This is a genomic window from Pseudomonas sp. Z003-0.4C(8344-21) (assembly GCF_900104975.1).
In the GTDB taxonomy this organism is placed as follows: domain Bacteria; phylum Pseudomonadota; class Gammaproteobacteria; order Pseudomonadales; family Pseudomonadaceae; genus Aquipseudomonas; species Aquipseudomonas granadensis.
Genome location: NZ_LT629756.1, coordinates 6,098,755 through 6,113,381 on the forward strand (window position 1 = coordinate 6,098,755; position 14,627 = coordinate 6,113,381).

Here is a 14,627-nt window from a genome sequence, read left to right on the forward strand (position 1 = left end):
ATGACCGCCGCGATCCAACGGCGACTGGAGACTCCAGAGCCACACACTGCTGAACAAACCGAGCTGCATCCCGAGCTGAACCGTGCCCATGTGCGCTTCATCGGGTTGGGCAAAACCTACAACGGTCGTCAAGGTCCGGTCGCCGCCTTGCAGGGCATTGACCTAGCGATTCAGCGCGGCGAAGTGTTCGGCATCATCGGCCGTAGCGGCGCCGGCAAGTCGTCGTTGATCCGCACGATCAATCGCCTTGAGCAACCAACGTCGGGGCGCGTTCTGATCGATCAGGTCGACATCGGCGAATTCGACGAAGACCGTCTCGTCGCGTTGCGCCGGCGCATCGGCATGATCTTCCAGCACTTCAATCTGATGTCGGCCAAGACCGTTTGGCAGAACGTCGAGTTGCCGCTGAAAGTCGCGGGTGTACCGAAACGGCAACGCGAGCAAAAGGTCCGCGAACTGCTCGAGCTGGTCGGCCTGCAGAGCAAGCACAAGGCGTATCCGGCACAGCTTTCGGGGGGACAGAAACAGCGCGTCGGTATCGCCCGTGCGCTGGTGCACGACCCGGACATTCTGCTGTGCGACGAAGCGACTTCGGCGCTCGATCCGGAGACCACGCAATCGATCCTCGCCCTGCTGCGCGAGATCAATAAACGCCTCGGCCTGACCATTGTGGTGATCACTCATGAAATGGCGGTGATCCGCGAGATCTGCGACCGCGTCGTGGTGCTTGAGCATGGTCGGATCGTCGAGCAAGGCCCGGTCTGGCAGGTGTTCGGTAATCCGCAGCACGAGGTCAGCCAGACCCTGCTTGCGCCGCTGCAACACGCCTTGCCGGAAGAATTGCACAGCCGTTTGCTCGCGCAATCGACTTCCGCCAGCGACGCTGTAGTGCTGCGCTTGCAGTTCACCGGCAGCGCCAGCGACGAACCGGATCTGGCGGCCTTGTTCGCTGCATTGAGCGGTCGGGTCAAGCTGTTGCAGGGCGGCGTGGAACGGATTCAGGGGCATGCGCTGGGGCAACTGTTATTGGCAGTCAGCGGTTCCTCGTACAGCGCCGAGCAATTGCGCGAACGCGCCGCGCCATGGGCACAACGCGTGGAGGTAATGGGCTATGTGGGTTGAGCGCTTGTGGCAGGGTTTTATCGACACGTTCCTGATGGTCGGTGTGTCGTCGTTGATCGCATTGCTGGTGGGCATTCCCATGGCGGTGATTCTGGTCACCAGTGACAAGGGCGGCATCTACCAAGCGCCGATGCTGAATCGTGCATTGGGCGCCTTCGTCAATCTGTTCCGCTCGATCCCGTTTCTGATTCTGATGGTCGCGCTGATTCCGTTCACCCGGCTGATTGTCGGCACCACCTACGGAGTCTGGGCCGCCGTGGTGCCGCTGACCATCGCCGCAACACCGTTCTTTGCGCGTATTGCCGAGGTCAGTCTGCGCGAGGTCGATCATGGCTTGATCGAAGCCGCGCAGGCGATGGGTTGCCGGCGCTGGCACATCGTCTGGCATGTGCTGTTGCCCGAGGCGCTGCCGGGGATTGTCGGTGGCTTCACCATTACCCTGGTGACGATGATCAACTCGTCAGCGATGGCCGGGGCGATCGGCGCCGGGGGCCTGGGGGATATCGCTTATCGCTACGGCTATCAGCGCTTTGACAGCCAGATCATGTTGACGGTGATTGTGTTGCTGGTGGCGGTGGTGGCGGTGATTCAGTTGGGTGGGGATCGGTTAGCTCGGGGGTTGAACAAGCGTTGAGGCGAGATCAATGGTCGCAGCCCTTTAACCAAAGTCAGTTATCTTTTTGGAAATGGGCCGCCCCTTGGCGGCGTACCTACACAAGTCGGGCGTCGCCATTCAGGTGAACCATTTTTTGAAAAAGTTCTGCTTGGGGGGCTTTTCGTAATAAGCGATGAAGTTGGCGATGGATCTGTCGGACGATCCTTCCTGTGGTCTTCTGTAAAGCAATTCGCCCTGTGCTCCAACCACGCCGATTCCGGCCGAATAACCGCCATCGAGGTTCACTGACCATCCATTAGCCCCGCTCATCCCATCAAGTCTGGCCATTACCCTGGACCATTCGGGCATGGTATAGCCTGTTGCTGCTTCGCTGCGCCCGGTGCTGCCGCCCCATGCCAAACGCGTACGCTGCCCGTGCTCTGATCCGCCGGGCCTACTGATACCGGAGCGAATGTTGGGTGAACCTGCGTGACCCAACTTCCCCGGCTGATTGTTTTTCGGGTTGAAGAGAAACTTGGTAAGACCTAACAGGCTTTCAGGGAAAACAGCTGTACCGCCTCGTGAGACCACGGGCCCGGATTCAATACTCGATCCGTCTCTCATTTGAACCGTCACGAAATGCTCTCGATAGTCTGAAGGCACCGGGACGTAAATCCGGCTTTTACCACCAATCTTGCTTGGGCCAATTGGCGCAAAGGGGGAAACGTGCCTGCTGGCCTGGTTACCCATATTGAAAAAGCCGCCGTTTACATAGGCAACGACACCCGCATCCTGAATGGCTGCTTGCGCCTTGATGTCCTGCCCCGGCGCAGTATTCAGACGAAATCCTGTTTTTGCTCCCGCAACTTTGCTTTGCAATGTCGAATCAAGCGACAGGTAGGCAAGCGTTCTATCGCCAATGACAGGGCGATTCAAATTCATTCCCATCCGCTTGAACAGTTCATTACCGCCGACAATATCGACTGCAATAATCCCCTTCGCCACGGTGCGTACCCAGACACCGTCTCTTGAAGCCACTACTCCCGCATAAGCTCTGCGCCAACGATCCTGCGCATCGCTTCGCTTGCGACCGTCGGGATCAACAGCGGTTGTCGGATTGTTTGTGACCATTGCGTACAAATTCAATCCGTCCTCCTCCGGATCCGCGCTGATCCATCGCTGCAGCCAGGGCGCGTAATATCGGTAGCCATAGTAATAAAGCCCCGTGGCGTCTCGCTCCTTGCCAGAGTATCGAGTGCTCTTGTATGCCGCCGCAGCCGCATTTTTTCCAGCCCAACAGGCGGTGCCTCCAAACGGATAATACTGTTCCAGTGTCAGAACACAGCCTTGCGCATCAAGCTCCAGAGTGCAGGAGCCGACGAGATCGTCATAGCCAAAGCGCAGTTGGTCTGGATGTCTGCCGCCAGGCCAGTGCAACAGTGTCACAGAAGATCGACCGACTCCGATTTCGATCACTTGATGCTCTTCACCTTCGGCACTACGGTGTAATTCAAGACCGGAAAAATAACGAACCTCGCTATTCAAAATTCGGACCGTAGTCTGTCGGATGAATACTTTGCGCGATCGATGTCCGGGACGCTCATAACTGAAGCATTCGGCGTCACCGTTTTTTGCCTCGCGTTGAACCAGTACTACCTGGCTCAGCTCATTACGCTCGTTCCACGTCATCGCCTGACCGCGTTGCAACTCGAGCTGATTACCCGCCGCATCGAATCCCGACGCTATATCCGCTTCCCCGGGCAAATTACCGTCATCGCGCTGGCCCAGACTTCGGTTGTTGTACGCCGAAGTAAACATCGAAAACCCAGGCGCACCGCTGTGATGACGGGTGATCAGATTACCCGCCGCGTCATAGTCGAATGTCTGTGTGTAGTTGCGCCGCTGATTGGGGTCCAGCGGTGTAGGTAACAGATCCGGCAATGCCGGGCCGTGGCTCGGATTACTGACTTCCCAACTCCGGGCCTCGACCAGTTGATAAAGGCTGTCGTAGCGATATCGACAGACCGGCTCGATCCGCTGATTGTTGAAGTAAGACACAGCCTGGGTTTTATCTTCCAGGCTGGTGACATTGCCCACCGGGTCATAGGTGTAATTCAGATCCTGCAACGGCTCTTGCGCACCGACACTGGCGACCAATCTGAGTAACCGGCCATCATCGCGGCTGTATTCGGAGCGGGCGACGATGCCGTTGCCGGCCGTTTCGCTTTCGATCTGACCCTGCGCGTTGTAACGGATGGCGCTGACCAGGCACTGCGGCTGCCTGCCCTCGCCGGCCTGTAACAGCCAGATCGCGGCAGATTGCCCGGCCATGTTGTAATGCTGCGTTCTGATATTACCCACCGCGTCGGTGTGATGCTGCAGGTCGCCTGTGGGGCTGAAAGACTGTCGAGTGACGTAGTTTTTCTCCTCGAGAAACTCATCTCGGCGGTCCGGATCGAGGGGCCAGTCCGGTGTTTCCAGTTCAATCAGAAAGCGTCGCGATTCCACCAGTGCTGACCCGCCGAGGCCGTAGTCATCGAAGTGTCGATTGCCGGCCGGGTCGTCATGACGAATCGGTTGACCGCACTGATTGCGCAGGGCGGCATCATCGGTGGCTTCTCCATAGGTCCAGCGCTCGACTACGCGAGACGGCCCGTTGTGCGCTTGCTCAGTGAGGGCGACCGGCCGTTGCAGCTCATCGTATTGGTGATGGCTCTGACTGCCCCGCGCATCCCAGACAGCACACAACGAACCCGCTTCGTTCAACAGGCACGCCTGCCATCCGGCGTCGACACTGTCTGTGAATAGCCCTTGCCCGCTCAACGCGTAGACAGCGGCCAGATTTGGCTTCGGCGCAGCGCCATATAAACGTGGATCCCACGACGCCACCTGCCGCCCCGCCTCATCGAAGCTCTGCCGAGTGATGCGCGATTCGATGTCCGGTTTTTCCGGATGCCGGTAGTAGGCAACGCCGCGAATCGCCAATGCGCGCGAGTCAAGGACCGACAAGGTCGGAGTGGCGGTGTGATGGTGAGTGTTCACGGCTACGCGAGTCCCTGGCGCCATGCACCAAGACTGAACCTGTTTTCTCTGGCCCGATACTGTAAGAACTACCAGTTGCTTTCAGCCAGGTTTTCCGGCTTATGCGCGCACGTATCGTATATGGACAGGGCTGGCGCGGTGGCTGAATAAGCGCTATGTTCGATGGCGGCAGGTGGCCATCAAGAAGATCCATGTGATCGCACGCATTTGGGCAATGCCCTCCGTAAAAATCAGACCCGTCCTACGCAATATTTATCGTTTCGCCAGCCCGATCCACGCGGGTTTGCAGGACGCTTCCTAGAATGATTTGCCCGCTTGTACCCGAAATATCCTGTAGCTAATCTCCGCTCGTCACTGCTTGGCGGTGACCGGATTCAGTTGTCCGGATTCGCTGGGCGTGCGGTCAGGCCTGACCTCGGCAGAGCTTCAAGCTGTCCGATGTTGGCTGTGCGCAGGGCACTTTCGGGTGCGCCGATAACCGGCGGCCGGCGACTGATCCGCGTGCAGCCGCCGTCCTGCTCGTTTAGTCGCGAAATGGTTGGCTCCCCACTTGAAGTCAGGAGTTTACCCGTGGAAAAAAATCTTGCCGATCCGCCACTCAGCCTTACCTCCACCAAGCGGTTCACCGAGGATTTGCTCAAGGATCGCTCTGCACTGTGCCGCGCCGTTGACTCCCATCTGGCCGGCAATCACGTCACGGTAGCCGGACAGAAACGTGTCTACAGCATCAGCGAAGACGTAACGCTGGAGGACGCCCAGTTGTATGTCGCCGATCTGCTGCGCTGCGCTTCGGTGACTGTCCATCAATGCGGCGATCAGCTCGGGGGCGCGGATCGAGCCATGGTGTTCTCGGTCTGGCATCTGCTGGAGATGGCCAAAGCGATGATGGACCGCTCGATCGATTGCCTGGGCGCGAAGCAGCACTGAGTCCAGGCTTTCAATCACCGCCGGCGCTGGCAGCAGCGCAGGCGGCGTTTTTTTGCCGGCGAAAAAGCTTATAGTCCGCTTTCTTCCTCCGCCTAAAGCAGCATCGATGATGAAGCAAACGCCCAGCGACCTCGAACAGATCACCGCCACGACGCTCGGTCATTACAACGCGGTGGCCGAAGACTTCCGCGAAGGCACCCGCGACCACGATGTCAGTCAGAACATCGATGCGTTGCTGCGGCATATCCAGGGCCTGGCGCCGTTTACCATCTTGGACTTCGGCTGCGGGCCGGGGCGGGATTTGCAGACGTTTACCCGTATGGGGCACATCGCTGTCGGGCTGGACGGTTCCGAGGAATTTGCCCGCATGGCCCGTGAGGACAGCGGCTGCGAGGTATTGCAGCAGGATTTCCTCAAGCTGGATCTGCCGGCGGAGCGCTTCGACGGGATCTTCGCCAACGCGGTGTTGTTTCATGTGCCGTTGCAGGAATTACCGCGAGTGCTCAAGCAATTGCACGGTGCGTTGAAAGCGGGCGGTGTGTTGTTCAGCTCCAATCCACGCGGGGATAACCGGGAGGGCTGGAACGGGCCGCGCTATGGCTCGTATCACGATCTCCAGGCCTGGCAAGGTTTGCTGACGGCGGCGGGGTTTGTCGAGCTGGAGCATTACTACCGGCCAGCGGGGCTGCCGCGCGAGCAACAGCCTTGGTTGGCGAGTGTTTGGCGTAAATCTGCATAGTCCATCAAGACGCCATCGCCAGCAGGCTGGCTCCCACAGGAGCGCGCATTGCAATTGTGGGAGTGAGCCTGCTCGCGATGAGTGCGCAGCGCTCGCTTTTACTCTGTTTCCTTCTGCGGCTCGCGAATCTTGTACCAGGCCACATACAGCGCCGGCAGAAACAGCAGCGTCAGCAACGTCGCCACTACGATCCCGCCGATCATCGCGTAGGCCATCGGCCCCCAGAACACTTCGCGAGCGATCGGGATCATGCCCATGCTCGCCGCGGCGGCGGTCAGCAGAATCGGCCGGCGCCGGTGCTCGGTCGCTTCCACCACCGCATCCCATGGCGCATAGCCTTTCTGCTCGAACTCATCGATCTGCGTCACCAGAATCACCGAGTTGCGGATGATGATGCCGATCAGCGCAAGAATCCCCAGAATTGCCACGAAGCCCATCGGAGTGCCGGTCGGCACCAGCGCCAGCACCACGCCGATCAGCCCCAGCGGCGCGACGCTGGCCACCAGGAACATCTTTTGCACGCTGTGCAACTGGATCATCAGGAAGGTCGCCATGAGGAACAGCATCAATGGCAAGACCTTGGCAATCGGCCCCTGGGCCTTGCCGCTTTCCTCGACGGTACCGCCGGTGGCAACCTTGTAGCCGACCGGCAGTTTCGACGCGAAAGCGTCAATCGATGGCTTGAGCAGTTTCACCAGATCGGTTGGCTGGATCTCATCGCGCACCGAAGCCTTGATGGTGATCGTCGGCAAACGGTCGCGACGCCACACCAGCGGCTGCTCCAGTTCATAGCGCACGGTGGCGAACGCCAGCAGCGGAATCGAGGTGCCGCTTGGCGTGACGATCTGCAGGTTCTGCAGGGTCTCCGGCGTACCGCGTTCGGAGTCCACCGCGCGGCCGACCACGTTGATCAGGTAGATATCATCATCGACCTGGGTCAATGGCGAGCCGCTGACGATACTGTTCATCAGGTTCGCCACGTCTTCCGACGACAGCCCGAGCTGGCGGGCCTTGTCCTGAGCAATGTCAACGCGCAGGACTTTACCCGGCTCATTCCAGTCGTAGATGATCTCGCCGATATGCGGGTTCTTGTCCAGTTCAGTGGCCAGGTCGATCGCATGTTTGCGCACCTGATCGACGTCCTTGCCGCTGACCCGGTACTGGATCGGACGCCCGACTGGCGGGCCCATTTCCAGCGCCTGCACGTAGCTGCCGATGCCGACGAAGTCCTTGTGCAAGCGCTCGCGCAGGCGCTGGCTCAGCGCTTCGCGGGCCTCGAAATCCTTGCTGACGATGACCAGTTGCGCGTAATACGGGTTCTGCAATTGCTGGTCGAGGGGCAGATAGAAACGAATCGCGCCCTGACCGATGTAGGTGCTCCAGCGCACGATGTCAGGGTCGCCCTTGAGCGTGGCCTCGAGCTTGTCCACCGCTTTGCGGGTTTCATCGATCGAAGCGTTTTGCGGCAGGTTGAGGTCGACGAGAATTTCCGGACGGTCCGAAGCGGGGAAAAACTGGTTCTGCACAAAGCGCATGCAGAACACCGCCAGCACGAACAACAGTACGGTGACGCCGATCGCCCACCAACGGTTGCGCATCGCCCACAACAGGCCGCCGTTGAAGGCGCGACCGATGCGACCCGGTTCGGCGTCATGCGCCTTCACCTTGTCGCTGAGGATATGCACGCCGATCACCGGCGCAAAGAACACCGCCACCACCCACGAGACGATCATCGCCACGGCAATCACCGCAAACAGCGTGAACGTATATTCACCGGCGGAGCTCGCGTTGAGGCCGATCGGCACGAACCCGGCCACCGTCACCAGCGTACCGGTGAGCATTGGAAATGCCGTCGAGGTGTAGGCGAACGTCGCCGCCTGCTCCTTGGTTTCACCCATTTCCAGACGCGTGACCATCATTTCCACGGTGATCATCGCATCGTCCACCAGCAGGCCGAGGGCAATGATCAACGCCCCGAGGGAAATCCGCTGCATGGTGATGCCGCTGTACTCCATGAATACAAATACCATCGCCAGCACCAGCGGAATCGAGCACGCCACCACCAGCCCAGCGCGCACGCCAAGGCTGATGAAGCTCACCACCAGCACGATGATCACCGCCTCGAACAAGGCGCTGGTGAAGCCGCCGACGGCTTCTTCCACCACCACCGCCTGATCGGACACCGTGTGCACACCGACGCCCACCGGCAAATCTGCGGTGAGCTGGTCGATGCGCTCGTGCAGCGCTTTACCGAACTCCTGAACGTTGCCGCCCTTCTGCATCGCAATCGCCAGACCGATGGCCGGTTTGCCGTCGAAGCGGAATTCAGGCGTGGCCGGGTCGACGTAGCCGCGACGGATGTCGGCGATATCGGCCAGACGATAGAAACGGTCGTTGAGCTTGAGATTGACCTCGGCCAGATCCTTCTCCGAAGCGAACTGCCCCGACGTGCGCACGGAAATCCGCTCGGGCCCGGCCTCGATCACCCCGGCCGGCGTTACCGCGTTCTGCGACTGCAGGCTTTGCACCACTTGACGCTGATCGATGCCCAGCGCGGCGAGTTTGCGCGTGGAGAAGTTCAGGTAAATCGTTTCGTCCTGCTGGCCGACCATTTCGATCTTGCCCAGCCCCGGCACGCTGCGAATCTCGGCGCGGGCCTGCTCCACGTAATCGCGCAATTGGCGCATGGTCAGGCCGTCGGCAGTAAACGCATAGACCGAGCCGAACACATCGCCGAACTCGTCGTTGAACCCCGGCCCTTGAATCCCTTGGGGAAACTGCCCGCGAATGTCATCGATCTTCTTTCGCACCTGGTACCAGATTTGCGGAATGTCTTCGGCGCTGGTGGTGTCGCGCAGGTACACGTACACCGTCGATTCGCCGGGGCGCGTGTAGCTTTTCACGTAATCGAGCGAGTCGAGTTCCTCGAGTTTTTTCTCGATGCGGTCGGTGACCTGCTTGAGGGTTTCGTCCTGGGTCGCGCCGGGCCATTTGGTCTGGATGACCATGGTCTTGATGGTAAACGATGGGTCTTCTTCACGGCCCAGATTGAAATAGGAGAACACCCCCATGAGCAATCCGACGAACATCAGATACCAGACGAATGACTGATGCTTGAGGGCCCATTCGGAGAGGTTGAAAGAGCCTTTCATTGACTGTCCTCGTCAAGTTTTACCGATTGCCCGGGTTTGAGGCTGTTGACGCCGGCGCTGACCACGCGCTCGCCGTTCTTCACGCCGCCGGCCAGCACCACGCTGCTGTCGGTGCGGCTGATCACCGTGACGTCGCGGGGGCTGACGGTTTTGCTTTGCGTGTCGATCACCCAGATCCGCGGTTTGCCTTCGACCTCCTGCAACGCGGTGGCGGGCAATTCGATGCGCGGTTTGATCGCCGAACTGAGGGTCACGCTGATCGCCGTGCCGAGGCGAAAACCGTCCGGGGTGTCGGTTAAGGTCAAACGCGCCCGGCGCGTGCGTGTGGCGCTCTGCGCCTGGGGCTCGATTTCGCGGATGATCGCCGTGGTGTTGATGCTCGGGTCGAGTTGCGCGGCCACCGAAAACACCACGTCGGGCGGAAGCTGATCGACCAAGGTATCCGGCAGGTCGATCACCGCTTCCTTGATGTCCGGCTGAGCCAGCGTCACGACTTGTTGGCCGGCGGTCACCACCTGCCCGGCTTCGGCGTTCCACGCGGTGACCACGGCTTTGTGATCGGCGCGCAGTTCGGTGTAGCCGAGTTGATCCCGGCTCTGGTTGACCGCCGCGCGCGCCTGATCCAGCGAAGCCTGGGTAGTTTTCAGGTCGGTCGTGGCAACGTCCAGTTGCGCCTGTGCACCCACGCCGCGATCGAACAGCGCCTGCTGCCGGCGCGCGTTGGCCTGCGCATTGATCAATTGCGCCTGAACCCTGGCCAGATCACCCTCGGCCGAACGCAGCTGGTTTTGCTGGTCGGACGGGTCGAGGGTGGCGAGTAACGTGCCTTTCTGTACTTCGGCGCCGACATCGACATTACGACTGGCAATGCGCCCGCCAACGCGGAAACCGGTATTGCTCTCGTAACGCGCCTGAATGCTGCCGGCGAAACGCCCGAGATTTTCCTCGCTCAACGCTTCGACCTTGACCGACAAAACCGGACGCACTGGTTCCGGCGGCGTTTCCTTTTCCGAGCAGGCGCCCAGCAGCAGCGCCAGGCAAAACAGTCCGAGACGCTTCATGGCTGCGCTCCCGGTTGCAGGTCTTTGTAAGTGTTTTCAGCGATTTCGACTTTCATCCCGGGGTGCAACAGCTGCCCGCCGGCGACGATGACTTTCTCGCCGCCCTTCAGGCCCTCGCTGATGATCACCTTGCCGGTCAGATAGCGACCGACCGTGACCGTATGCAACTGCGCCTCGCCCTTGTCATCGACCATCCAGACTGCTGGCTCGCTGATGTTTTTCGTCAGCGCCGACCACGGCAGCTCCACCGCCGACTTGCCCGCACCTTTCGCTGTGGCACTGACGACCGAGCCGAGCTGCATGCCCGGCGGCAGTTTGTCGAGGCTGACCTTGACCTGCACAGTGCCGGATTGCGCCGATACCGCCGGGGTTATTTCACGCACGGTGCCGGTGGTTTTGATCTCGGGATTATCGAGCAGGCTGACCACGATCGAATTGTCCGCAGGGCGCTCGGCCAGCAGCGATTCATACACGTTGAACACCGCATCACGGTCGCCATCGCGGGCCAGGCTGAAGATCGGTGCGGTGGCCTGCACCACTTGCCCGACTTCGGCCTGACGCTCGGTGATCACTCCGGGGGCATCGGCAATCAGTGCGGTATAGCTGAGTTGATCCTTGGCGTTGGCCAGTTGTGCCTGCGCGGCGCTCAGGGCGCTTTGGCTGCTGCGCAACGCCGCTTGGGCGGAATCGTATTCGCTCTGGCTGGTGTAGCCCTTGGGCAGCAGTTTTTGCTGGCGGACGAAGGCCGCCGCGGCCTGTTTCACGCGGGCCTGTTCGGCGAGGACCTGAGCCTGGGCCGAATCGACATTGGTCTGCAGATCCTTGGGGTCAAGCTTGGCCAGCACCTGTTTGGCAGTGACGCGGTCACCGACGTCGACCATGCGCTGGATGATCTTGCCGCCCACGCGAAATGACAATTGCGTCTGCACGCGCGCCTGCACGTCACCGGTGAGGGTCACCGCTGCCGCATAATTCTGGGGCTTGACCTCTTGCACAAAGACCCGTGGCAAGTATTCCTGAGCGGGTTTCTTGTCGCCGCAAGCGGTGAGCAAGACCATGGCGCTCAACGCCATCAGCACTTTCAATCCGGGACCCGCCATGCACACTCCTTGGCCTTTAATGCTGCTGTCGAGACGATACGACTTCAGAGCTTAGAACAGGGTTCCACGGTTGCAGGGGTCAAGCACAGATTTATCTCATTGCGGGTATGCTGCGAACGTTCCGCAGTCACCTGGAGAAGGATTTCATGCTCAACACCCTGGCGGTGGCCAACTACCGCTCGATCAACAAACTGGTGATCCCGCTCGGGCGTCTGAACCTGATCACCGGGCCCAACGGCAGTGGCAAATCCAACCTTTACCGCGCACTGCGCCTGCTGGCGGAAACCGCGCAGGGTGGCGTGGTCAATGCCTTGGCCCGCGAGGGTGGGCTGGATTCGACCTTCTGGGCCGGGCCGGAAACCATCAGCCGACGCATGCGCAACGGTGAAGTGGCGATCGAACCGACGGTGCGTCAGGGCGTGAAGCGATTGCGCCTGGGGTTTGCCGGGGAGGATTTCAGTTATTCGATCAGCCTTGGTCTGCCTGATTCCAATGGCCATTTCATGCTGCCAGAACATTCGCGACCAATTCCCTCGCGTTTCAGCCTCGACCCGCAAATCAAGCGCGAATGCATCTGGGCCGGACCGCTGTATCGCCCGGCGAGCCTGTTGGTGGATCGCGATGGGCCGATGATCCGCGCCCGTAACGAGCGCAAATGGGATGTTCTGGCGCAGCACACGCCGAACTTCGACAGCCTGTTTGACCAGATTGGCAGCCTGCGCAGCTCGCCAGAAGTGTTTCAGATGCGCGAGTTCATTCGCCGCTGGCGCTTCTATGATCATTTTCGCAGCGATGCCGAGGCGCCGGTGCGTCAGCCGCAACTGGGCACCCGCACGCCAGTGCTGCACCACGACGGGCGCGACCTCGCGGCAGCCTTGCAGACCATCATCGAAATCGGCGACCCCGAAGCCTTGCGCGCAGCGATCAGTGATGCCTTCCCCGGTGCGCGGCTGAACATCGCACCGCTGGCTGGTGGACGCTTCGCCATCGAGTTTTATCAAGAAGGCTTGCTACGGCCGTTGTCGGCGGCAGAGCTGTCGGACGGGACCTTGCGTTATCTGCTGCTGGTCGCGGCGCTACTGACGCCGCGACCGCCGTCATTGATGGTGCTCAACGAGCCGGAAACCAGTCTGCACCCGGATCTGCTGCCGGCACTGGCACGACTGATCATTCGCGCCTCGGAGCAGTGTCAGGTGTGGGTGGTGTCGCATGCACGACGGCTGATTTCGGCGTTGCAGGAAGATCCCGAGTGCAATTGCATCGTGCTGGAGAAAACGCTGGGGCAGACCGGGCTGGTTGGGCAGCGGGTGCTGGATGAGCCGGCTTGGAACTGGCCGGATTGAGCTGTGCCAGCGAAAAACCCCCTCACCCTAACCCTCTCCCGGAGGGAGAGGGGACTGACCGAGTTGTTTATGAGAGTTGCGTCTACCTGAAAATCTCGGGTCGAACTCAGGTTTGAAAAGCACAAAGATCGGCTCCCTCTCCCTGGGGAGAGGGCTGGGGTGAGGGGACAAGCCTCACCGCCGATCCCACAGGCAATCACCCCTGCCACTTGCCTCCCTCGACAATCACACTCTCAGGCCGGGTGTCATCGCTCAGCTCCTTGCGCACATACTGGTCATACAGCTTGAGCAGATATTTCTCCTCGCCCAGTTTCGCCAGCTCGCTGTTCACCCAGTCGCGCAGCTCGGTATTGCCCTTCTTCACCGCCGGCGCAATTGGCGCTTCGGCCCCGAGTTTTTCTTCCAGCACGCGATAGCCCGGATTCTGCTTGGCCCAGCTGAACAGCACCAGATTGTCCTGTGCATAGGCATCGCCGCGACCGTTGGCCAAGGCTTGCAGCGACTCGGAATTCTTCTCGAACTTGAGCAACTTCCAGTCCGGATGAGTCTTGGTCAGCCAGATATCGGCGGTCGTACCGGTTGTGACGATGGTGGTACGAGTCGCCAGATCATCGAGTTTTTTCACCGAGCTGCCCTGCGGCACCAAGGCCTGTACCGCAACCTTGAGATTGGGGTTAGTGAATTCCACCGCTTCCTTGCGCTCCGGTGTCACAGTCATGTTGGCGAGGATCAGGTCGACCTTGTCGCTTTGCAGAAACGGAATACGACTGGCCGGTTCCACCGCGACGAATTCGACCTTGTTTTCATCGCCGAGCAGATCCTTGGCAAAACGCCGGCCGATGTCGGTATCGAAACCGACGTAACGGCCGCTCTCGTCGACAAAGCCGAACGGCGGTTTGTCGGTGAACACGCCAACAATCAGCTTGTCGCGGGCCTTGATCTTTTCCAGATAACCGGCCGGCGCAGCACTCTCGCTGGCGACTTTCGGTTTCGCCGGTTCTTCGGTTTTGCTGCAACCGGCCAGCAAGGCCAGGCTCAACAGGGGCAGTAACAAAACGGCAGTTTTCATAACAGTTCCAGTTCCTTGGTCGGGTTCGTTTTCGGCAGTGTTGCCACGAAGGAGAACTTCTCCAGAAACTGCTGCGCGCGTGCGGTTTGCGGGTTCGTAAAGAAAATCTCGGGCGGGGTCTGTTCGAGGATGCGCCCGGCATCCATGAACACGATGCGGTCGGCCACCGCGCGGGCGAAGGCCATTTCATGGGTGACGATCAGCAGGGTCATGCCTTCGCGTGCCAGGCCCTGAATCACTTGCAGTACCTCCTTGACCATTTCCGGATCAAGCGCCGCGGTGACTTCATCGAATAGCATCACCCGCGGGTTCATGCACAGCGAACGGACGATGGCGATGCGTTGCTGCTGTCCACCGGAGAGCTGACGCGGGAAGGCGTCGCGCTTGTCCGCCAGGCCTACGCGCGCAAGCAAGGCTTCGGCCTGCTGCTGCGCTTCGCCGCGCTGACGTTTTTGCACTTTGAGCGGGCCGAGCAGC

General features: G+C 60.2%; 11 protein-coding genes. 5 read left to right on the forward strand and 6 right to left on the reverse strand.

Features of this window, described 5'->3' with window-relative positions; genetic code table 11:
* Both BLU24_RS27435 and BLU24_RS27440 read left to right on the forward strand, forming a co-directional pair.
* Positions 1 to 1,122 (forward strand): methionine ABC transporter ATP-binding protein, encoded by a 1,122-nt coding sequence (locus BLU24_RS27435; protein WP_093106293.1) that lies wholly within the window; start codon positions 1 to 3, stop codon positions 1,120 to 1,122.
* A complete protein-coding gene (locus BLU24_RS27440; protein WP_093106298.1) occupies positions 1,112 to 1,756 on the forward strand; it encodes a methionine ABC transporter permease in 645 nt (214 codons plus the stop codon). The genes BLU24_RS27435 and BLU24_RS27440 overlap by 11 nt, the downstream gene beginning before the upstream one ends.
* Before the next feature lie 99 nt (positions 1,757 to 1,855).
* Here the strand turns inward: BLU24_RS27440 and BLU24_RS27445 are convergent, their stop codons facing one another.
* A complete protein-coding gene (locus BLU24_RS27445; protein WP_093107030.1) occupies positions 1,856 to 4,759 on the reverse strand; it encodes an RHS repeat-associated core domain-containing protein in 2,904 nt (967 codons plus the stop codon).
* 570 nt (positions 4,760 to 5,329) lie between these two features.
* On the opposite strand from BLU24_RS27445, the gene BLU24_RS27450 reads away from it, so the two are divergent.
* Both BLU24_RS27450 and BLU24_RS27455 read left to right on the forward strand, forming a co-directional pair.
* The gene (locus tag BLU24_RS27450; protein ID WP_093106302.1) at positions 5,330 to 5,686 is read left to right on the forward strand and encodes a DUF6124 family protein; all 357 of its coding nucleotides are present in this window, start codon (positions 5,330 to 5,332) and stop codon (positions 5,684 to 5,686) included.
* 109 nt (positions 5,687 to 5,795) lie between these two features.
* Positions 5,796 to 6,425, forward strand: coding sequence for a class I SAM-dependent methyltransferase (locus BLU24_RS27455; protein ID WP_093107035.1), 630 nt, complete (start codon positions 5,796 to 5,798; stop codon positions 6,423 to 6,425).
* A 98-nt stretch (positions 6,426 to 6,523) separates the two neighbouring features.
* On the opposite strand, the gene BLU24_RS27460 is transcribed toward BLU24_RS27455, so the two are convergent.
* Genes BLU24_RS27460 through BLU24_RS27470 form a run of 3 tightly spaced genes read right to left on the reverse strand, consistent with a single transcriptional unit; the run spans position 6,524 to position 11,738 of the window.
* On the reverse strand, positions 6,524 to 9,577 hold the full coding sequence (locus BLU24_RS27460; RefSeq protein WP_093106307.1) for an efflux RND transporter permease subunit: 3,054 nt from the start codon (positions 9,575 to 9,577) through the stop codon (positions 6,524 to 6,526).
* Positions 9,574 to 10,638: an efflux RND transporter periplasmic adaptor subunit gene (locus BLU24_RS27465; protein ID WP_090288229.1), complete on the reverse strand. Its 1,065-nt coding sequence runs from the start codon at positions 10,636 to 10,638 to the stop codon at positions 9,574 to 9,576. Before BLU24_RS27465 ends, BLU24_RS27460 begins: the two co-directional genes overlap by 4 nt.
* Positions 10,635 to 11,738 carry an efflux RND transporter periplasmic adaptor subunit gene (locus tag BLU24_RS27470; protein ID WP_090288227.1) on the reverse strand — a complete coding sequence of 368 codons (1,104 nt, stop codon included), beginning with the start codon at positions 11,736 to 11,738 and terminating at the stop codon, positions 10,635 to 10,637. The genes BLU24_RS27465 and BLU24_RS27470 overlap by 4 nt, the downstream gene beginning before the upstream one ends.
* 146 nt (positions 11,739 to 11,884) lie before the next feature.
* Here BLU24_RS27470 and BLU24_RS27475 point away from each other — a divergent pair, with 146 nt between their 5' ends.
* Positions 11,885 to 13,081: an AAA family ATPase gene (locus BLU24_RS27475; RefSeq protein ID WP_093106311.1), complete on the forward strand. Its 1,197-nt coding sequence runs from the start codon at positions 11,885 to 11,887 to the stop codon at positions 13,079 to 13,081.
* Between the two features lie 196 nt (positions 13,082 to 13,277).
* Here the strand turns inward: BLU24_RS27475 and BLU24_RS27480 are convergent, their stop codons facing one another.
* Both BLU24_RS27480 and BLU24_RS27485 read right to left on the reverse strand, forming a co-directional pair.
* Positions 13,278 to 14,150 (reverse strand): transporter substrate-binding domain-containing protein, encoded by an 873-nt coding sequence (locus BLU24_RS27480; RefSeq protein ID WP_093106316.1) that lies wholly within the window; start codon positions 14,148 to 14,150, stop codon positions 13,278 to 13,280.
* On the reverse strand, positions 14,147 to 14,627 hold a 481-nt coding region (locus BLU24_RS27485), incomplete at its 5' end, for an amino acid ABC transporter ATP-binding protein (RefSeq protein WP_157720880.1). The genes BLU24_RS27485 and BLU24_RS27480, both read right to left, overlap by 4 nt.

What these genes read in the sequence shown, in the direction of transcription:
- BLU24_RS27435 (WP_093106293.1), top strand. Translation starts at nt 1, where the DNA reads ATGACCGCCGCGATCCAACGGCGACTGGAGACTCCAGAGCCACACACT.
- BLU24_RS27440 (WP_093106298.1), top strand. Translation starts at nt 1,112, where the DNA reads ATGTGGGTTGAGCGCTTGTGGCAGGGTTTTATCGACACGTTCCTGATG.
- BLU24_RS27455 (WP_093107035.1), top strand. Translation starts at nt 5,796, where the DNA reads ATGAAGCAAACGCCCAGCGACCTCGAACAGATCACCGCCACGACGCTC.
- BLU24_RS27460 (WP_093106307.1), bottom strand. Translation starts at nt 9,577, where the DNA reads ATGAAAGGCTCTTTCAACCTCTCCGAATGGGCCCTCAAGCATCAGTCA.
- BLU24_RS27465 (WP_090288229.1), bottom strand. Translation starts at nt 10,638, where the DNA reads ATGAAGCGTCTCGGACTGTTTTGCCTGGCGCTGCTGCTGGGCGCCTGC.
- BLU24_RS27470 (WP_090288227.1), bottom strand. Translation starts at nt 11,738, where the DNA reads ATGGCGGGTCCCGGATTGAAAGTGCTGATGGCGTTGAGCGCCATGGTC.
- BLU24_RS27475 (WP_093106311.1), top strand. Translation starts at nt 11,885, where the DNA reads ATGCTCAACACCCTGGCGGTGGCCAACTACCGCTCGATCAACAAACTG.
- BLU24_RS27480 (WP_093106316.1), bottom strand. Translation starts at nt 14,150, where the DNA reads ATGAAAACTGCCGTTTTGTTACTGCCCCTGTTGAGCCTGGCCTTGCTG.